The organism is Capnocytophaga sp. oral taxon 323, from assembly GCF_001278825.1.
In the GTDB taxonomy this organism is placed as follows: Bacteria; Bacteroidota; Bacteroidia; order Flavobacteriales; family Flavobacteriaceae; genus Capnocytophaga; species Capnocytophaga ochracea.
Map to the genome: position 1 here is coordinate 1,472,685 of NZ_CP012589.1, position 18,687 is coordinate 1,491,371.

Sequence of the window (18,687 nt, forward strand, 5' to 3'; positions counted from 1 at the left end):
CCCCTACAATATCCTCAACCACACCTTCTCCCCTTTCTCTATGGGGGTATCGTTGTAGAAGTACACTTTCCCTTCTACCGAAGTAGCTTCTATAAGGTATTGTGCTCCTTGAAAATAACAGTATTGTACAGTAGCTTCCCAATCAGAGGTTGCTGTAATGGTAATCTGTTGGGGTTTGAAGAGCTTACCGTTATGCCAACTCACTTCTCCAAACAGAGAAGCAGTGTAATAATCGGTATTTTGGAAATAAACCGAAAGCGTATTGTTAAAAAACAATAGCTTCCCGTCACGCATAATAAGGGTTTTATCGGAATAAGAAAGGGCATCTTTACCGTCGTGAGTAGCCACTATACAGCTAATGTTTTGCTCTTTCAAATAGGTGAAGAGAGTGCGTTGTAGTTCGTTCTTTCTAAAATTATCCACCTGACTAAAAGGTTCGTCAAGCAATAACAATTGAGGTTCTTGTGCCAATGCCATTGCCAATGCCACACGCTGTTTCTCACCACCGCTGAGGTTCAGTGCTTTTAAGGGCGCAAAACGTTCCATTCCGACCAAGGTGAGCAACTCCATTACGCGCTCTTTTTTATAGGTTAAATCGAGGTTAGAGATAAACTTTCCTACATTTTCAGCTACCGTGTGATAAGGGCCTAACCCAAAGTCCTGTGCAAGGTATTTCATCGTTTTAAACCCAGGCACTAACTGCCAAGAAGGACCCCTTACGCGCTCGTTGTGGAAGTGTATAGTACCTTCTTGCACATCAATAAGACCATAAATAGCTTTTAGCAAGGTACTCTTGCCACAACCACTTTCTCCCATCAGCGAAAGGTGCTCACCTTGCGCCAACTCAAAGGAAATGTCTTGCAGTATAGGGTCTTGCCCTTCATAAGCAAAAAATATATTTTTAAAATTTAGCATTGTTTATTTATATGTAAATATTCGCGCTTTGCAAATTATGCAATTCGTATATTGCTTCCCACACTTCGGCAAAGTTTTCCTGTGCCCTAAGGACTCACACCTCCCCATTTTCCCATTTCCTCATTTTCTCATTTCCTCATTTTCCCATTTCCTCATTTCCTAATTTCCTAATTTCCTAATTTCCTCATTCCCTAATTAATCTGCCCGTGCGGCTCGCACCTTTTATCTTTTATCCGCACTTAGAGCGCACTTTTAAACTGTTCCAAGAAACGCATATCGTTCTCATAGAACATACGTATATCCCCTATTTGGTACAAAAGCATCGCAATGCGTTCAACTCCCATACCGAAGGCAAAACCACTGTATACCTCACTATCAAAACCACAGTTTTTAAGTACGTTAGGGTCAGTCATACCACAACCCATAATTTCCAACCAACCAGTACCTTTAGTAATGCGGTAATCCACCTCGTTATTGAGTCCCCAATAGATGTCTACCTCAGCACTCGGCTCGGTAAAAGGGAAGTACGACGGACGCAAACGTATACGCGACTTGCCGAACATCTCCTTAGTAAAGTACAACAAAGTTTGTTTCAGGTCAGCAAACGATACGTTTTTATCTATATATAAGCCTTCTACTTGGTGGAACAAACAGTGTGAACGTGCCGAAATAGCTTCGTTGCGAAATACTCTCCCCGGCGAAATCGTCCGTATAGGTGGCTGATGTCCCTCCATATAGCGTATTTGCACCGAACTGGTATGGGTGCGTAAGAGAATATCCGGATTAGTTTGTATAAAAAACGTGTCCTGCATATCACGAGCAGGGTGATATTCAGGAAGGTTGAGGGCAGTAAAGTTATGCCAGTCGTCTTCTATCTCAGGTCCGTCCGATACGTTAAAACCTATATTGGCAAAGATATTCACAATTTCGTTTTTAACTATCGAAATAGGGTGGCGCGCCCCGATAGGCGAAGGGGTCGCAGGACGACTCAAATCGCCGTATATACCTTTGCTTTCACTGTGTTCTTCCAAGCGGTCGCGCCATTCTTGTACTTTGGCTTCTGCTTTTTGTTTGAGCTCATTCACTACCTGCCCAAAAGTTTTTTTCTCCTCCTTAGGCACTTCTTTAAAAGCGGTAAAAAAGTCGTTGAGCACCCCTTTTTTACCGAGGTACTGAATGCGGAATTGTTCAAGTTCTTCCTTAGTTTTCGCGCTAAAATCTTCTATCTTAGCAATATGCTCTTTTATTTTATCAATAATCATACAGTAATACGATTTCTCTTTTGTTTTTCCCAAGACGCAAAAGTATAAATAATTTTCCATTTAGCAAATTTACCAATCTACTAATTTTCTAATCTGCTAATTCTCACATCTGCCAATTCTCTCATTTTCTAATTTGCTAATTCTCTAATTCCCCTTTTTCGTCGCCACATTCCCCCTTTTTCGTCACTCGCTCCTCGTCATTCGTCTCTCGTTCATTCGTCATTACTTCCCTTTTCCGTCACCACATTCCCCCTCTCCTTGGGAGAGGGACGGGGTGAGGATTCTCTTTCTTTCGCCTCGAAACCCTGTTTTTACCATTTTTTGTATTCCTGTATTATACTATTATTCAATTATTTACACACCTTTTCTATACCAATCGTCCAAGATTCGTATAAGCTTCCTATAAGCTCTCTATAAGCTAACCCCACCCTTCTAACAGCACTTTCTCACCAAAAATTCTCTCGACCCTCTTCCGTTCTTCTCCGTTATCTTCCGATGTCTCAGATGTGTCACTTTTAGGGGTATACACTTTGCCAAAGTTTCAAACTTTGGCAAAGTTAATCTCCTTTGGTACAAGCTTGTAGCTCGTACCCCATTTTCTCATTCTCTCATTTTCTCATTCTCTCATTTTCTCATTCTCTCATTTGCTAATTTCCTAATTATTTTCTACTTTTGCACCCCAAAATCAAATACTATCAGATCAGACGTGTCTAACAAGTCTAATCCCTGACACCTAATAATGAAAAAACACTTACTTATACTTTTCCTATCATTTACAACAATGATTTTCGCGCAGAAAATACCTGCTGTGAAAGATACTATTACTAAAGATACTACTAAAACCAAAACAACAGAAAAACCTGAAAAAACTCCTGAGCAAAAGCGCGCCGAAGAGTACGCTAAACTCATCAAAAAAAAGGGTATTGAGCGCAACGGACTTTTTACTATCCGTAAGATTGAGGATAAATGGTACTTTGAAGTCCCCGATTCCCTCCTCAATCGCTATTTGCTATGCGTAACGCGACTCAAAGCTGCCCCTCATAACTTCGGACTCTATGCAGGTGAAAAAGTGAATGAACAAACCGTCTATTTCGAGCAGAAAGGCGAAAAAACACTCCTCTTGCGCTCTTTTTTCAATCTGCAAGAAGCCGGTACCGACGATAATATCTCGGTGGCAGTAGCCAATTCAAGTGCAAATTCTGTGGTGGCATCGTTCGCCGTTATCGGGCGCAACCCCAAAACCAAAGCACAACTCATCGACATCACCGATTTCTTCAAGCAAGACAACAGTGTTACCTCTTTTTCATCGAATACAAAAACCCAAATGAAAATAGGCGCTATCGCTACCGATCGTTCTTTTGTAGACGATATACGTCCTTATCCTATCAACGTAGAGGTCAATACTCTCAAAACGTTCAGCGCTTCACCCAGTACCATTCCATCGGCAAACAAGGTAGGGGCTATTACCTTAGAACTGAATATCTCTATGGTGCTTTTACCCAAAACACCTATGCAAAAACGCCTCTTCGACCCTCGTGTGGGCTTTTTCGCGACCCGATACATCAAGTTTAGCGATAAACAGCAACGCACCGAAACTGAATATTATATACACCGTTTCCGCTTAGAACCTTGTAAAGAAGATGTCAAAAAATACCTCAGCGGTCAGTTAGTACGCCCCAAAAAGCAAATCGTGTTCTATATCGACCCTGCTACGCCTAAACAATGGCAAAAATACCTCATTTTGGGTGTAAACGATTGGAATGTTGCTTTCGAACAAGCGGGATTCAAAGAGGCTATTGTCGCAAAACCTTGGCCTAACGACCCTTCAATGAGCTTAGAAGATGCCCGCTTCAACGTAATTCGCTACCTCCCTTCCGAAAAAAGTAATGCCTACGGTCCTAACATCGCCGACCCTCGCAGTGGTGAAATTATAGAATGCCACGTGGGCTGGTATCACAACGTGATGAAACTCCTCAACCAGTGGTATATGATTCAGGCAGGCGCTGTCGATAAACGCGCTCGTACTATGGAGTTCAACGAGGAACTAATGGGCGACCTCGTGCGTTTTGTGTCCTCTCACGAAATAGGGCACTGCTTAGGCTTGCGCCACAATATGGGCGCCAGCAGTCAAACGCCTGTCGAAAAACTCCGCGATAAAAAATGGGTTGAAGCCAATGGGCATACCTCTTCTATTATGGACTATGCGCGTTTTAACTATGTGGCACAGCCCGAAGACAACATCAGTAGCAAAGGACTCTATCCGCGCATAGGTATCTACGACAAATGGGCAATTGAATGGGGATATCGCTATTATGGCAACAAATATAAAGACGAGTATGCCGAACAAGAATCTCTTGCCGAAATGGTTACCCAAAAACTCAAAGCCAATCCGCGATTGTGGTTCGGAGGAGAAGGCAAAGATGAAGACCCTCGCGCACAAACTGAAGACCTTTCGGACAACGTAATGAAAGCTAATACCTACGGATTGAAAAACCTCCGCTATATCGTGCAACACCTCCCCGAATGGACTAAACAGCCTAACGACAAATACGAGCATCTCAACGAAATGCAAACCGCTGCCTATATGCAGTATTTCCGCTATTTAAAACACGTGCTCAAGCATATTGGCAATAGATATGTGGGCATCATCGGTGAGAAAGAAGTTTATAAAGAAGTGCCCAAAGAGAAGGTAAAAGAAGCTATAAACTATTTAGATAAAGAACTTTTTGAAGCACCTTTGTGGTTATATCCTGAGGAAATAGTAGAAAAAACAGGAGCAACCCCCGATAAGAACATCATCAGTATGCAAAACCTTACCCTGAGTGTACTTTTAGGAGAGCAAACCCTCTACAACCTTTATAACCAATCGCTCACCTCCAAAAATCCTTATCCGCTAAACGAATATCTGCAAGATGTATTCAAAGCAGTATGGAAACCCCTCAACAACCCCGATGCACGCCAAAACACCTATCGCCGTGGGATAGAACGCTTGTACCTCTCTCAAATCGATAGGCTCATCAATGCACCTGCCGACGCTAAAAACAGCAAAGCTGCGAGCATACAGCAAGTATCCGACGTGCGCCTCTTTGCCTTACAGCATTTGGATATGATTGAGGCTTTCGCCAAACAAGCTCTCGCCAAAGAACCTGCTTCATCTATTAACCATCTACACTACCAAGAAATTGTAAAGGAAATAGAACGTATTAAAGACCCTAAGAAATAGTGTTAGAACCCGAAGAACTCAAAGACTCAAAACCCGACCTACTGTTTATCCTCATTATGGGACTCCTATCGATGCTCACCCCGCTGGCTATCGATATGTACCTTCCTGCTTTTGTGAAGATTGCTAATGATTTGAATGTATCCGAAGAGATGATATCTCAAACCTTAGCACTCTTTACCCTTGGTTTTGCTTTTGGGCAACTCTTCTGGGGACCTCTTTCCGATAGTTATGGGCGCAAACCTATCATTCTCATCGGGATTATCACCTCAGCATTGGTATCGTTAGTGATTACGCAAATTCACCATATCCATCACTTTTATATACTGCGCTTTGTACAAGGCTTTTTTGGAGCCTCACCAGCGGTAGTAACGGGTGCCCTCTTGCGCGACCTTTTCGCTAAAAATGAGTTTGCCCGCCAAATGTCGATGATTATGATTGTCACGATGATTGCCCCACTTATCGCCCCCGTACTGGGTGGTCACCTCACCGACTGGTTTCATTGGCATATCATCTTCTACGTGCTGATGGTTTTAGGACTCTTGGCGGCGCTCTTAGTGAGTTATAAAATCCCTGAAACGCTTCCTAAGTTCAAGCGTGTTCCTTTGAAAATAGGCAACACCTTGCGCATTTACGGCAAGCTTCTCAGCAACAAAAAGGTATTGGGGTATATTTTCTGCAATTCGCTTTCCTATTCAGGAATGTTTTGCTTTATCACTACGGGCTCTATTGTGTACACCAAACTCTTTGGGGTAGCCCCTCAGCATTTTGGATATTTTTTCCTTCTCAATGTAATTGTAATGATGACGGCAACCTCACTCAATGGCAAATTCGTCACCAAAATAGGTGTAGAAAAATCCTTGCGCTTGGGGCTTACTATCCAACTCATTGCAGGAGCGTGGCTGGTGATATGTGGTATTTTCCATTTGGGATTATGGGCTACCGTAGCAGGCGTTTCAATGTTTGTAGGTTTGGTATCGGTAGTGTCCAGCAGTGCCAATGCCGCCATTTTGGATATGTACCCCGAAGTAGCCGGTACCGCCAATTCACTCACAGGAATGTTGCGTTTTGGTATCGGTTCAGTAGTAGGAGCAGTGCTCTCGCTTTTCGCCATCACCTCCGAGCGCCCAATGGTATTTGCAATGGCAATATGCATAGGAGTAGGCGCCCTCAGCTACTTGCTGTTAGTCGCCCGTCGCACCATTAGCAAATAACTATACCGTTTCTCTGCCTCTCTAAGTCTCTCCAAAACAAAAATTTTATAGTTCATCATAGCTCGATATTTACTTTATATTTATCATCAATCAGTATAAAATTAGTGTTGTGTTTCTTTGCAAGGGCTAAAAACTGTGCATTATCATCTAAAACACTTTCCATTGTACACCAATCATCATTTAAACGGTTTTCTATGACTTTTGCATATTTCTTTATATCATCAAAGTGGGTTTTAATATAGTTTTCACTCATTACAAGACAATAACATTTAATATCCTCGAGATATTTTTTTGTAAAATCTTTTTCCCAGTCAAAAGGAATATATACTCCTTCAATGATAAGATTTTGTTTGTTTTCTATGGCTGTTTTAATCATTTCACGAATAATAGGTCACATATAATCTGTAAGTGCTTTATCATTTTCTAAGGTAAGTTTAGTATAACCACTGCGAATTAATCCCATTTTTAAGTGATCTATTGATAGATATGGGTATTTATATTTTTCCAATAGCTTTTGAGCTAAAAAAGTCTTACCTGTGTGTGAAGCTCCAGTAATTAAAACAATCATTTTTATACCTCGTTTACCTCTGATAAAACCGCACCCAATCAATATATATTCTCACGGGTTTATCAAACGGTTTTACTTCGCCTACCCATTCACCTCCCAGTTGCATATCAATAATCAAATAAAAAGGCAAATCAAACGGGAATTGCTTTTCATTCTCCTTACCAGGCATACGCGAATAAACAAATGAAGGCAGTCCGTTTACGTAAAACCGTATCACATCTCCTTCAAAATCCACTGCGTAAGTGTTGTAGTCATCTGGATTAATAGGGAAAGAAGTAGAGTTTTTAGGTCCTGCTTTCTTTTTATATGTAAACGGCGAATGCACAGTGTGATACACAAAAGGATCGTAATTTAAGCGTTCTATAAGATCTATCTCCCCTCCGTCTTCAGGCCATTTAGTGTCTTTAGTAACCAACCATATAGCAGGCCACGCTCCTTGCGTACCTTCTAACTTACAACGCACTTCTATCTTCCCTTTTTGGAAAAACTTCTTTTCTTTAGTCCAAACACCCGCAGTAAGGTAAGGCGAAGGGTCTTTTTTTAAATCTTTATTAGTCACCCCTAAAAGAATCATCTTCCCGTCCTTTATCTCAAACAAACTCGGGTCTTTGCTCATTGTGTTGCAACAGTTGTCTCCCCAACGGTTCATTTTTGTCCACACACCTGTCGAGAAAATATCTCCCCTGTCGAAATTATCTTCCCATACCAATTTCCAAGGTTTCTCGCTAACTTCCTCTTTCTTTGAACAACCCCAGCTCATAAGAGCCAACGTAAATAGTAATAATGTAAAAGGTTTCATATTCATACAGTTTAAGTTATTATCTTTTCATTTTCTCTTTCTTCATATGCCTTACCTAAAAGCGCTAAAAACTCTTTGCGAGGTATTTCCTCTGCTCCCAAACGCTCTAAATACTCGCTGTATATTTGGCAATCTACCAATGCTATATCGGGGTGTGCTTGCAGGTAGGTGATAAAGCCGTATTCTGACGCATTATTGCGTTTGCTAAACATACTCTCCCCACAAAAGATTTTGCCCATTTTTAGCCCGTATAAACCTCCTATGAGTACATCTCCTTCCCACACCTCTACCGAGTGCGCTATTCCTCTTTTATGCAAGCCTGTATAGGCTTCTATTAGTTCGGGGTGAATCCACGTGCCGTCTTGGTCTTTGCGCGGAACAGTAGCGCACTGTCGCATCACCTCAGTAAAACAACGGTTATAAGTAACATGATAAGGTGCTTCGCGTAGCATCTTACGCATATGCTTGCTGATATGCAATTTCTCACGAAAGAGTACAAAACGCGGGTCAGGACACCACCAAACTACCGGCTCTCCTTCGTTATACCACGGGAAAATACCCTCCGAATACGCCTCAATAAGCCGTTCAGGGGTAAGGTTCCCTCCTAAAGCAACAATTCCTTCCTCCGAAGCCGTATCGGGGGAAGGAAAAGATGTTTTATCGTTCGTTAAGTATATCATTCTTTAGAATGGCAAATCGTCTTCCTCAGTAGGGGCAGAAGCTCCCTGTGCAGGGTCTGGTGCACTAAAAGCCTGTTGAGGGGCTTGTGGCGGATACTGAGGGGGCGTTTGTTGGTATTGTGGTGGTGCCTGCTGATATTGGGGAGGCGCTTGCTGATATTGTGGTTGTGCATATCCTTGTGGCGGATAAGCAGGTTGCCCCTGTGGTGGATATTGCCCTTGCGGAGGGGTATAGGCTCCTTGTGCCACCTCAGCATTTTCAATACGCCATCCTTGTAAGTTCACAATATATTTAGTTTCACCTTGCGGGTTTACCCATTCACGACCGCGAATATTGAAACTGATGCGTACCAATTGTCCTACCTGAAAGTTGTCGAGAAGTACACATTTTTCTTGTACAAAGTCAAAAGGGATATACTGGGGGTATTGTTCCTCAGTAGAAATCACCACATCACGGCGTTGAAAGCCGTTTTGTCCTACGGTTTGTGTAGGGCTAATCTTTATAATTCGTCCTTGAATTTCCATATTGGTATTCCTTTTTATTGCTTATTCTGATAATATTTACAAGGGCAAAGATACTATTTTTTTAGTTATCGGCAATACTTATACCCTAAAATATTACAAAACATTTTACTTTTTGCCCAAAAACATTCTATTTACAAGTCTTTGTATAATCATCTACCAACTGTATCATTCCTTCTTTCGTTTTGGTGTTGTATTTAGTAACATCTAACGACGGACAGTTGATATATTTAGCCAATATTTTTTGTATTTTATCTGCACTCTTCGAACCAAAAGTTGCTTTATCTCCCAAATATACCGCTTTGTCAGCTCCCTTAATCTTCAAATAGTAATCCTCAGGATATCTGCTGTGTGCCAACACGTAATTGCCGTTGTTATCATACAGAATCTCAAAGAACTGAGCAGCTCCCGAAAGTACGTTTAACTGCGAACCTCCGTGAGCAAAAAAGCCGTCTTCTGTACTTTTTGAACCTATAAAACAACGCTCTTCTATGCAGAATTTCACACCGTCCTTCGCTTTAAAATAAGCGTCTTTCTCACCTTCCTTTTTGAATTTCATCGTTGCCCCATATGAAGTAAGGTCTGATACATTCTGCTCTTTGTTAAGTATCGCTCCTACCGACTGGAATTCAATCGTAATAAGCCCCTCTTTCTTATCCCCTTTAGCATCTATCACATAACCCGGAGCATCGTAAATATTTACCGTTTGCTTTTTCGCTTCCTCCAACATTTCTTTATTTTGCTGGTCGATAGCATTCTTTCTACCTTCTAAATATTGACTAAAAGCCTCAGTCATATCGCCAAACGGATAGCCATTGGCATAAAGCCTATTCACAATTCTTTTATCAGCCACCCCTATTTTGGTAAGAGGAACAAATACCGGAAACTCTTTTTGGTCGTAGGTTTTTATAACGAAATAATCTTCGTTTTTATACGAATGATGATGCGCAGTAGCCACTACGTGACCTTTGATATCTGTTACCGTAAAATCAGTGATAACAATACCCCCATCTCCGTTTTGCACTTTGCGCACAATAATGCCTATTTGCTTGCCGTTTTTAAGAATCGCATCTCCCTGTACCGAAATTTTATCAGCCGTAGCCAAGTTATCTTCCGTTTGAATAGTATTCCGCTCTTGTTCAAACACAGCGTCCCATTTCTCTGAGAACGGACGATGAGTACTCTCAAAAAAAGCCGTTACCACCGCAGGGTCAATACCCTTTTCTGTGAGCATTCCCGTCCCCGATTTAAACACACAGTCAAGCAGGTACTTCTCACCCGAAAAAGTAAATTTCAATTTATCCGGAATTGCCACTTCCCGAATTACCCCATTAGCATTAGAAAACTCTATCCAACGGTGAGGAGCTAAATTACCTTGTGCCGTTTCAGCCGTAAGAACCACCCTGTACAACAAATGATTCGAAAGGTCACTAAATTGATATTTACCGTCCTTTTTCTCAATCTTAGCAACGGGAGTACCATTTGATAGAAGTTCACCCTTCTTTACTTTAAAATCTTGCGCACAAACATTCATTACCGAAAGTACGCCTATTAAAAATAAACATTTCATTTTATTCATCTTGAAAAAACAATTAAATTACAACCGCAAAAATAATGAATTTTGTAAAATATACAAGATACATAAAAGAAAACTCTATCATTCCCCCCTTCACCCTTCTGTTTTCTCTCGCTACATTCCCTCCTTCACGTCACTCGTCACTCGTCATTTTTTCCCCTTTTCCTTTACTACATTCCCCCTTTGAAGGTAGCCAGCGACAGCTGGGTATGTGCACCGCGAGAGATTTTCATCACATTTTCTTCGTCATTCGTCTCTCGTCACTCGTCATTTCATTATTTTTCCCGTCACACTCCCCCCTATTGCCTATGGCCTAAGGCCTAGTGCCTCTTCCTCTTTCTTTCGCCTCGAAACCCCGTTTTTACCATTTTTTGTGTCGCTGTATCATACTATAAGCCAATCATTTATATACCCTTCCTATACCAATCGTCCAAGATTCGTATAAGCTTCCTATAAGCTCTCTATAAGCTACCCCCACCCTCCTCATAGCATTTTTTCATCAAAAAACCTCATAGCCTCCTTCTGATTTCCTCCGTTTCCTTCCGAAAGCTCCGATGCATTACTTTTTGTGACACACACTCTCCTTTTCGTCACTACTTTCCCCCTTTGGAGGGGGCAAGGGGGAGGTTTTTTGTTTCTTCATCCAATAATTCCCTCCGCTGGTGCAAGCTTATAGCTTGTACCCTTTTTCCTCATTCCCTCATTTTCTAATTCCCTCATTTTCTAATTCCCTCATTTTCTAATTCCCTCATTTTCTAATTATTTATTGTAACTTTGCCAAAAGTTTAAACGGATTTTTTGTTAAAAACAATACAAAGTCTACAATTAAAAGTTAAAACAATCTTAAACTTTGTTAACTTACTTGACAGAGAAGAGAATATCTTATAACTTTGTCGCAAAATTCTAAAATATTTAATTATGAAAAAGTCAGTGCAAATCTTTTTAGAGCTTATCTCAGCTATTGCAATTTACTTGTTTATAAGTTCAATAGCCTATGGAGATCATTTGGTAACCCTACCGCTGTACTTAACAGGGGTAGTGATTATGAGTTATCTCTTTGTAAGAGAGAGACCTCAACAGAAGTGGGGTAGTTTCTTGCGTGTGGTGAGTCCTTTTGCAGTGCTAATGCTCATCGCTGGCAGCCTGCAAGATGCGAATACGAGCTTGGCACTCGGTTATATTGCTAGCACTGCGGTGGCTTTCCTATTGGGAATGTGCATTGCTACTGTGAGCAAGACGTACCAAAAGATAGGTTTATCCGTGTTGGCTTTTCTGCTGGTAGTTGCCGTACGGTTGTCGTTTTCAGCGGAGTTTCAATATTTGATAGGCGTACATTGGTATACCTTAGGAAGTTAATCATCTAATAGAATATAGAAAGAGGTTGCTCAGAAGTCTGGGCAACCTCTTTTATGCTTTGTTACTTATAAAATATTTTTTTTGTATCTTTGCGCTTTATTGTTGAACTATTTGATAAATTAAACATTTATGTCGTGAATCCCCTTTCAAATTTTGTAGTTTTCCCATTGATAACAACTATTAAAAATTGCATAAAGCATTCGAATGGCATAATTATTGCAACAAACTTTAATATTAATTTTTTAAATTGAATCAAGTATGAAAAAAATTATTGCTTTAGTATCAGTGATTTGTTTATCACTAGTAGCTTTTTCTTCTATATCTTGTAGCAAGAATGATGACCCAGCAGACAATGACCTTTTTGTAGGAACCTACAAAGGTAAAATATCTTATTCAAATGGAGATGAAAAAAAATCTGTTGATAACGGAGCCGTGACAGTTGTTAAAACAGGAAATGACTATTATTTTCGTTTTTCAGACGGTATTCCTGACCTTAAAGGTGTTAGCTTCAAAAAAGAAGGAGATAACACTTTAGTAAACATCGACTTGAAAGATGGTGTAAAACTCATTAGAATCAACGCCTCTTCATTGAACATTTTGTATACTACAGATGGAAAGACCTGGACTGCTAACGCAAGTAGGTAATTCTGAAAAAGAAGTACTAAAAAAACCCCGAAAATATATATTTTCGGGGTTTTTTCATTTTTAATATGTGCTCTTCCTTCCTTATTACTTCTTTTTAAATATCAAATTTATCAAGAATAAAATAACAATAGCTCCAATAGCTCCTGTCAAGATAGCACCAATCCATCCTCCTCCAAGTGAGACGTGAAACACATCTCCTAAAAGCCAATACCCCACGATACTTCCAAGAATACCAATAATGATATTGCCTATAAGACCTAATCCACTACCTTTATAGATAGTTCCTCCTAACCATCCAGCGATGGCTCCAATAATAAGTGTTGCGATAATACCCATAATTTTTAATATTAAATTAGGGTACAAAGGTAAGAATTATTATTTAAAAAACAATACAAAGTCTACAATTAAAAGTTAAAACAATCTTAAACTTTGTTAACTTACTTGACAGAGAAGAGAATATCTTATAACTTTGTCGCAAAATTCTAAAATATTTAATCACGAGAACACTTTTTTCAATTTTAATGGCGTCCTTATTAGTAGTTATAGAGAAGAAGGAGAAGAACTAATACTCCCATAATTAATCATTTTTATTATGAAAAAGTCAGTACAAATCTTTTTAGAACTTATCTCAGCTATTGCACTTTACTTGTTTATAAATTCAATAGCCTATGGAGATCATTTGGTAACCCTACCCCTGTACTTAACAGGGATAGTGATTATGAGTTATCTCTTTGTAAGAGAGAGACCCCAAGAATGCCTACAAAGTGCCTTACGCATTGTTCTTCCGTTTACGGGGTTAATGCTTATTGCAGGGAGTCTGCCTGGTGCACATTTCAGTTTAGCTCTGATTTATATTGTGAGCACAGGGGTAGCTTTTTTATTAGGAATGCTCATTGCCACCGTGAGCAAGACGTACCAGAAGATAGGCTTATCGGCATTGACTTTTCTGCTGGTAGTTGCCGTACGGTTGTCGTTTTCAGCGGAGTTTCAATATTTGATAGGCGTACATTGGTATACCTTAGGAAGTTAATCATCTAATAGAATATAGAAAGAGGTTGCTCAGAAGTCTGGGCAACCTTTTTTATGCTTTGTTACTTATAAAATATTTTTTTTGTATCTTTGCGCTTTATTGTTGAACTATTTGATAAATTAAACATTTATGTTGTGAATTGCTTTCAAATTTTGTAGTTTTGCGATTGATAACAACGGTTGCCATCGTCAGGATTAGGCTCGCTCGGTTGTGAATTGCTTTCAAATTTTGTAGTTTTGCGATTGATAACAACTCTTCTTGATGAGGTCGGAGAGCTTGAGAGGTTGTGAATTGCTTTCAAATTTTGTAGTTTTGCGATTGATAACAACAGACGTGCCCATTTGGGCGAAGCCACGAGAGTTGTGAATTGCTTTCAATTTTTGTAGTTTTGCGATTGATAACAACTCTTCTTGATGAGGTCGGAGAGCTTGAGAGGTTGTGAATTGCTTTCAAATTTTGTAGTTTTGCGATTGATAACAACAGACGTGCCCATTTGGGCGAAGCCACGAGAGTTGTGAATTGCTTTCAATTTTTGTAGTTTTGCGATTGATAACAACTTTATGCGGCAAATTTACATATAATTCAAAGTTGTGAATTGCTTTCAAATTTTGTAGTTTTGCGATTGATAACAACTGTAGATTGTTGCTGTTGTCCATTTGTAATGTTGTGAATTGCTTTCAAATTTTGTAGTTTTGCGATTGATAACAACCTATTGATACCCTCGCTAAGGGAGCATTAGGTTGTGAATTGCTTTCAAATTTTGTAGTTTTGCGATTGATAACAACGAAAGAGAGGCGTTTGAGGAGGCTCTAAGAGTTGTGAATTGCTTTCAAATTTTGTAGTTTTGCGATTGATAACAACCGTATGCGTTTCCGTATGCGTTTGCGTATGGTTGTGAATTGCTTTCAAATTTTGTAGTTTTGCGATTGATAACAACTTATGAAGCTGCAATAAAGAGAATTGAGACGTTGTGAATTGCTTTCAAATTTTGTAGTTTTGCGATTGATAACAACTGTTGATGAATACCCAACCAGTACCACCACGTTGTGAATTGCTTTCAAATTTTGTAGTTTTGCGATTGATAACAACAATTCGACCGTACAGGTGTAGTACGTGAACGTTGTGAATTGCTTTCAAATTTTGTAGTTTTGCGATTGATAACAACAAAGTGCAAATAATTTGCGTACTTTTTTTTGTTGTGAATTGCTTTCAAATTTTGTAGTTTTGCGATTGATAACAACCCAAGTGTATCAACTATCAGCTCAATTGGTGTTGTGAATTGCTTTCAAATTTTGTAGTTTTGCGATTGATAACAACGATACCATTAAGCTCGTCCGCTCACCCTACGTTGTGAATTGCTTTCAAATTTTGTAGTTTTGCGATTGATAACAACTGGATAACTTTCGACTTATTAGAGGAAGAAGTTGTGAATTGCTTTCAAATTTTGTAGTTTTACGATTGATAACAACGTAGAGGTGCAGTTTGAGCTGGCTTCCTACGTTGTGAATTGCTTTCAAATTTTGTAGTTTTGCGATTGATAACAACAATTAGCAGTCTTAAATGGAGGAGCTACTTGTTGTGAATTGCTTTCAAATTTTGTAGTTTTGCGATTGATAACAACAATGCCCTTATCGTGAAGTTCGTGGATAGTGTTGTGAATTGCTTTCAAATTTTGTAGTTTTGCGATTGATAACAACAATTAGCAGTCTTAAATGGAGGAGCTACTTGTTGTGAATTGCTTTCAAATTTTGTAGTTTTGCGATTGATAACAACGTACCAGCACCACACCCGCGATTTAACCCTGTTGTGAATTGCTTTCAAATTTTGTAGTTTTGCGATTGATAACAACGACCGCCAATGAGTTGCAAAAGCAAATCCTGTTGTGAATTGCTTTCAAATTTTGTAGTTTTGCGATTGATAACAACAGCGTAATGCCTCACTACAGTATGGGCGCAGTTGTGAATTGCTTTCAAATTTTGTAGTTTTGCGATTGATAACAACTCTCTGCTTGGCTCACTGTGTCACCATCTTGTTGTGAATTGCTTTCAAATTTTGTAGTTTTGCGATTGATAACAACCTTTGGAATCGTAACCTTACAAGTAAAGGTGTTGTGAATTGCTTTCAAATTTTGTAGTTTTGCGATTGATAACAACTGGGTAGGCGGGTGTGTTGGTTACGCGCATGTTGTGAATTGCTTTCAAATTTTGTAGTTTTGCGATTGATAACAACAAATACTCCAGTACCTCCGTGTCCGTCTAAGTTGTGAATTGCTTTCAAATTTTGTAGTTTTGCGATTGATAACAACTCATAACGCAGGTTATAAAACCGCAAAGAAGTTGTGAATTGCTTTCAAATTTTGTAGTTTTGCGATTGATAACAACTTATTGTTTTTAGCTATTTCTTTACTTCCTGTTGTGAATTGCTTTCAAATTTTGTAGTTTTGCGATTGATAACAACTAACTATTTTAACTATATCAATAATAATGTGTTGTGAATTGCTTTCAAATTTTGTAGTTTTGCGATTGATAACAACTAACTATTTTAACTATATCAATAATAATGTGTTGTGAATTGCTTTCAAATTTTGTAGTTTTGCGATTGATAACAACATCATATATTTCGCGATATAATTCGTTAGAGTTGTGAATTGCTTTCAAATTTTGTAGTTTTGCGATTGATAACAACGGGAACCATAACACTACCCTTGAAAAAATGGTTGTGAATTGCTTTCAAATTTTGTAGTTTTGCGATTGATAACAACGCGGTTGGGGAAATAGTGCGCCAGGCAATAGTTGTGAATTGCTTTCAAATTTTGTAGTTTTGCGATTGATAACAACGCAACAATGGAAAGTGAAGAAGACCGTCAGGTTGTGAATTGCTTTCAAATTTTGTAGTTTTGCGATTGATAACAACGCGGTTGGGGAAATAGTGCGCCAGGCAATAGTTGTGAATTGCTTTCAAATTTTGTAGTTTTGCGATTGATAACAACTTTGTAGAACTCGATGCTAAAAAAGAGTGTGTTGTGAATTGCTTTCAAATTTTGTAGTTTTGCGATTGATAACAACGAGAAAGAATATGAGGATACTCGTTGGGCTGTTGTGAATTGCTTTCAAATTTTGTAGTTTTGCGATTGATAACAACAGAAGCAGAAAGCTATGAAGAAGCAATGGAGTTGTGAATTGCTTTCAAATTTTGTAGTTTTGCGATTGATAACAACCTGTACATAATTCATCACAACAACGCACGGGTTGTGAATTGCTTTCAAATTTTGTAGTTTTGCGATTGATAACAACATTGGGAAAGAGGGGATTAAAGACCTTAATGTTGTGAATTGCTTTCAAATTTTGTAGTTTTGCGATTGATAACAACAGAACTTGGAAGGGCTAATGAGCAGTTAGCGTTGTGAATTGCTTTCAAATTTTGTAGTTTTGCGATTGATAACAACTAAGGGCGTCTGCGGGTACAGTTACAAAACGTTGTGAATTGCTTTCAAATTTTGTAGTTTTGCGATTGATAACAACCTCAATCTTTTAAGAGTTTAAATATCAATCAGTTTTGCTTAAAAACAGTACTAAAAAACCTCCTCTTTTACCTTTGTTTATAAGGTTAAAGAGGAGGTTTTCACTTTCCTATTCTTCTTAAAAAAGCTCTAATTGCACATAGGTTTCGGGAGCTGCTGTTTCTCTCTGACAGTAAAAGAACTCCATATCGCCAAACTGCTTATCGGTTAGACACATAATAGCTATATTGCCATACTGAGGTAAGTTTTGTTTTACACGATTGATATGCACTTGGGCATTCTCTCTACTAGGGCAATGCCTTACGTACATCGAAAACTGAAAGAGCGTAAAACCGTCCTTTATGAGTTTATCACGAAAGTTCTGTGCTTCTTTACGCATCTTTTTTGTTTCTGTTGGCAAATCGTATAATACTAATACCCACATAATTCTATAAGCATTGTATCGGTCAGCTATGATCATAATTCAGGATAAGCTATCAGTCGCTTTTCACCCGTATAGCATTTGTATAAAGAAGAAGCTGTGTTCTTTACTGCTACTATCAACGGGTGGGTATTCTTTTCTATCTGTACATCACGGGTTGCCATCTGAAGTATATGAGCTTTACTTTCTTTGTTGAGTTCTTCTACTTCAGGATGTGTTGTGAGCCATTCCATTACCAATAAATCTACTATGGGTCGGTAGGGTTCCATTATGTCGCTTGCCAAACAATAGGGGTTGTACTTATTGCGATGGAAAATTCCTAATACTAATAATAAACCTGTATCTACCAATGCGCGGGCTACGATACTGAGTAAAACTCCATATCCGAAATTGAAAAACTGATTAGGATATTCACCAAATCTATCTCTAAGAAAATCGTAATCAATAAGGTACTTCCAATAGTGTTGCGCTGCAATACCTTCCATATTGGTCGTATCGCCCGATTTTACTTCTTTTAGATAGTCGTACATTGGGTCGGCATACTTTCCTAAATGTTCTAAGACCTTAGCTTGGTTCTGAATTTTGCACTCTATTGTTTGCTTCCAAAGTTGTTTTTTAAGAGGTTCGCTCACTTCCAACTGTGTTTTCACTCGTTCAGAATATTGAGTATTCCCACCAAAAGGAAGCATTGCTCCTAAAGGTAAGTGTTTTTCATCACAACTGATAAGCACCACATTATTCTTCATCAATTCTTGCAGTAATTGATGTGAAACGGTAATTTGATAATGGTCGAGCATCAGCAAACCTAAATCTTCAATAGGCACACTCCCTTTTACAGTTTGGGTAGTGGAGTCAGTTATTTTGAGTTGCTTATCCTTCAACTTCAAATGGGCAGGATTGCCTATGTAAATAGATCGGTATAACATAGTTTAAAGGGTGTTTATTGGTTTTTAAAAAGG

The 18,687-nt window shown here is 39.1% G+C and carries 19 protein-coding genes and 1 CRISPR repeat array; of the genes, 5 read left to right on the forward strand and 14 right to left on the reverse strand.

Features of this window, described 5'->3' with window-relative positions:
* Positions 1 to 3: 3 nt before the first annotated feature.
* Together AM608_RS06330 and pheS are read right to left on the reverse strand one after the other, a co-directional pair.
* On the reverse strand, positions 4 to 915 hold the full coding sequence (locus AM608_RS06330) for an ABC transporter ATP-binding protein (RefSeq protein WP_053581137.1): 912 nt from the start codon (positions 913 to 915) through the stop codon (positions 4 to 6).
* Between the two features lie 239 nt (positions 916 to 1,154).
* Positions 1,155 to 2,177: a phenylalanine--tRNA ligase subunit alpha gene (pheS, locus tag AM608_RS06335; protein WP_053581844.1), complete on the reverse strand. Its 1,023-nt coding sequence runs from the start codon at positions 2,175 to 2,177 to the stop codon at positions 1,155 to 1,157.
* A gap of 739 nt (positions 2,178 to 2,916) precedes the next feature.
* Between pheS and AM608_RS06345 the strand changes: the two genes are divergently transcribed.
* Both AM608_RS06345 and AM608_RS06350 read left to right on the forward strand, forming a co-directional pair.
* Complete coding sequence (locus AM608_RS06345) at positions 2,917 to 5,400, forward strand: zinc-dependent metalloprotease (protein WP_053581138.1); 2,484 nt, start codon at positions 2,917 to 2,919, stop codon at positions 5,398 to 5,400.
* A complete protein-coding gene (locus tag AM608_RS06350; protein ID WP_009420809.1) occupies positions 5,400 to 6,611 on the forward strand; it encodes a Bcr/CflA family multidrug efflux MFS transporter in 1,212 nt (403 codons plus the stop codon). Before AM608_RS06345 ends, AM608_RS06350 begins: the two co-directional genes overlap by 1 nt.
* A 55-nt stretch (positions 6,612 to 6,666) precedes the next feature.
* Here the strand turns inward: AM608_RS06350 and AM608_RS12745 are convergent, their stop codons facing one another.
* From AM608_RS12745 to AM608_RS06375, 6 genes are all read right to left on the reverse strand, one after another.
* On the reverse strand, positions 6,667 to 6,987 hold the full coding sequence (locus AM608_RS12745) for a hypothetical protein (RefSeq protein ID WP_305803848.1): 321 nt from the start codon (positions 6,985 to 6,987) through the stop codon (positions 6,667 to 6,669).
* A gap of 15 nt (positions 6,988 to 7,002) precedes the next feature.
* Positions 7,003 to 7,179 (reverse strand): hypothetical protein, encoded by a 177-nt coding sequence (locus AM608_RS12750; protein WP_305803849.1) that lies wholly within the window; start codon positions 7,177 to 7,179, stop codon positions 7,003 to 7,005.
* Positions 7,180 to 7,192: 13 nt separating this feature from the next.
* Entirely contained in the window at positions 7,193 to 7,984 is a 792-nt protein-coding gene (locus AM608_RS06360) for a glycoside hydrolase family 16 protein (RefSeq protein ID WP_082315832.1), read from the reverse strand.
* A 5-nt stretch (positions 7,985 to 7,989) separates the two neighbouring features.
* Positions 7,990 to 8,658, reverse strand: a complete 669-nt coding sequence (gene aat, locus AM608_RS06365) for a leucyl/phenylalanyl-tRNA--protein transferase (protein ID WP_053581139.1) — start codon at positions 8,656 to 8,658, stop codon at positions 7,990 to 7,992.
* A gap of 3 nt (positions 8,659 to 8,661) precedes the next feature.
* Positions 8,662 to 9,183, reverse strand: coding sequence for a DUF3127 domain-containing protein (locus tag AM608_RS06370; protein ID WP_053581140.1), 522 nt, complete (start codon positions 9,181 to 9,183; stop codon positions 8,662 to 8,664).
* 127 nt (positions 9,184 to 9,310) lie between these two features.
* Entirely contained in the window at positions 9,311 to 10,750 is a 1,440-nt protein-coding gene (locus AM608_RS06375) for a hypothetical protein (protein ID WP_253273449.1), read from the reverse strand.
* A gap of 924 nt (positions 10,751 to 11,674) precedes the next feature.
* Here AM608_RS06375 and AM608_RS06380 point away from each other — a divergent pair.
* Both AM608_RS06380 and AM608_RS06385 read left to right on the forward strand, forming a co-directional pair.
* A complete protein-coding gene (locus tag AM608_RS06380; protein ID WP_009414489.1) occupies positions 11,675 to 12,112 on the forward strand; it encodes a hypothetical protein in 438 nt (145 codons plus the stop codon).
* A 258-nt stretch (positions 12,113 to 12,370) separates the two neighbouring features.
* Positions 12,371 to 12,757 (forward strand): hypothetical protein, encoded by a 387-nt coding sequence (locus AM608_RS06385; RefSeq protein ID WP_053581142.1) that lies wholly within the window; start codon positions 12,371 to 12,373, stop codon positions 12,755 to 12,757.
* Positions 12,758 to 12,841: 84 nt separating this feature from the next.
* On the opposite strand, the gene AM608_RS06390 is transcribed toward AM608_RS06385, so the two are convergent.
* Positions 12,842 to 13,093 (reverse strand): GlsB/YeaQ/YmgE family stress response membrane protein, encoded by a 252-nt coding sequence (locus tag AM608_RS06390; protein ID WP_009411577.1) that lies wholly within the window; start codon positions 13,091 to 13,093, stop codon positions 12,842 to 12,844.
* Positions 13,094 to 13,349: 256 nt separating this feature from the next.
* Here AM608_RS06390 and AM608_RS06395 point away from each other — a divergent pair, with 256 nt between their 5' ends.
* Positions 13,350 to 13,787 carry a hypothetical protein gene (locus AM608_RS06395; RefSeq protein WP_053581143.1) on the forward strand — a complete coding sequence of 146 codons (438 nt, stop codon included), beginning with the start codon at positions 13,350 to 13,352 and terminating at the stop codon, positions 13,785 to 13,787.
* Between the two features lie 221 nt (positions 13,788 to 14,008).
* On the opposite strand, the gene AM608_RS12255 is transcribed toward AM608_RS06395, so the two are convergent.
* From AM608_RS12255 to cas1, 5 genes are all read right to left on the reverse strand, one after another.
* Positions 14,009 to 14,164, reverse strand: coding sequence for a hypothetical protein (locus AM608_RS12255; RefSeq protein WP_172672732.1), 156 nt, complete (start codon positions 14,162 to 14,164; stop codon positions 14,009 to 14,011).
* A complete protein-coding gene (locus tag AM608_RS12125) occupies positions 14,161 to 14,316 on the reverse strand; it encodes a hypothetical protein (protein WP_157466277.1) in 156 nt (51 codons plus the stop codon). Before AM608_RS12125 ends, AM608_RS12255 begins: the two co-directional genes overlap by 4 nt.
* A gap of 1,288 nt (positions 14,317 to 15,604) precedes the next feature.
* On the reverse strand, positions 15,605 to 15,760 hold the full coding sequence (locus tag AM608_RS12130) for a hypothetical protein (RefSeq protein WP_157466279.1): 156 nt from the start codon (positions 15,758 to 15,760) through the stop codon (positions 15,605 to 15,607).
* A gap of 210 nt (positions 15,761 to 15,970) precedes the next feature.
* A CRISPR array of direct repeats spans positions 15,971 to 17,308; the repeat unit is 46 nt; unit sequence GTTGTGAATTGCTTTCAAATTTTGTAGTTTTGCGATTGATAACAAC.
* Between the two features lie 117 nt (positions 17,309 to 17,425).
* Positions 17,426 to 17,767 carry a CRISPR-associated endonuclease Cas2 gene (cas2, locus tag AM608_RS06405; protein WP_034575308.1) on the reverse strand — a complete coding sequence of 114 codons (342 nt, stop codon included), beginning with the start codon at positions 17,765 to 17,767 and terminating at the stop codon, positions 17,426 to 17,428.
* A complete protein-coding gene (cas1, locus tag AM608_RS06410; protein WP_053581144.1) occupies positions 17,764 to 18,654 on the reverse strand; it encodes a type II CRISPR-associated endonuclease Cas1 in 891 nt (296 codons plus the stop codon). The genes cas2 and cas1 overlap by 4 nt, the downstream gene beginning before the upstream one ends.
* Positions 18,655 to 18,687: the final 33 nt, after the last annotated feature.

What these genes read in the sequence shown, in the direction of transcription:
- AM608_RS06330 (WP_053581137.1), bottom strand. Translation starts at nt 915, where the DNA reads ATGCTAAATTTTAAAAATATATTTTTTGCTTATGAAGGGCAAGACCCT.
- pheS (WP_053581844.1), bottom strand. Translation starts at nt 2,177, where the DNA reads ATGATTATTGATAAAATAAAAGAGCATATTGCTAAGATAGAAGATTTT.
- AM608_RS06345 (WP_053581138.1), top strand. Translation starts at nt 2,917, where the DNA reads ATGAAAAAACACTTACTTATACTTTTCCTATCATTTACAACAATGATT.
- AM608_RS12745 (WP_305803848.1), bottom strand. Translation starts at nt 6,987, where the DNA reads ATGATTAAAACAGCCATAGAAAACAAACAAAATCTTATCATTGAAGGA.
- AM608_RS12750 (WP_305803849.1), bottom strand. Translation starts at nt 7,179, where the DNA reads ATGATTGTTTTAATTACTGGAGCTTCACACACAGGTAAGACTTTTTTA.
- AM608_RS06360 (WP_082315832.1), bottom strand. Translation starts at nt 7,984, where the DNA reads ATGAATATGAAACCTTTTACATTATTACTATTTACGTTGGCTCTTATG.
- aat (WP_053581139.1), bottom strand. Translation starts at nt 8,658, where the DNA reads ATGATATACTTAACGAACGATAAAACATCTTTTCCTTCCCCCGATACG.
- AM608_RS06370 (WP_053581140.1), bottom strand. Translation starts at nt 9,183, where the DNA reads ATGGAAATTCAAGGACGAATTATAAAGATTAGCCCTACACAAACCGTA.
- AM608_RS06375 (WP_253273449.1), bottom strand. Translation starts at nt 10,750, where the DNA reads ATGAAATGTTTATTTTTAATAGGCGTACTTTCGGTAATGAATGTTTGT.
- AM608_RS06380 (WP_009414489.1), top strand. Translation starts at nt 11,675, where the DNA reads ATGAAAAAGTCAGTGCAAATCTTTTTAGAGCTTATCTCAGCTATTGCA.
- AM608_RS06385 (WP_053581142.1), top strand. Translation starts at nt 12,371, where the DNA reads ATGAAAAAAATTATTGCTTTAGTATCAGTGATTTGTTTATCACTAGTA.
- AM608_RS06390 (WP_009411577.1), bottom strand. Translation starts at nt 13,093, where the DNA reads ATGGGTATTATCGCAACACTTATTATTGGAGCCATCGCTGGATGGTTA.
- AM608_RS06395 (WP_053581143.1), top strand. Translation starts at nt 13,350, where the DNA reads ATGAAAAAGTCAGTACAAATCTTTTTAGAACTTATCTCAGCTATTGCA.
- cas2 (WP_034575308.1), bottom strand. Translation starts at nt 17,767, where the DNA reads ATGATCATAGCTGACCGATACAATGCTTATAGAATTATGTGGGTATTA.
- cas1 (WP_053581144.1), bottom strand. Translation starts at nt 18,654, where the DNA reads ATGTTATACCGATCTATTTACATAGGCAATCCTGCCCATTTGAAGTTG.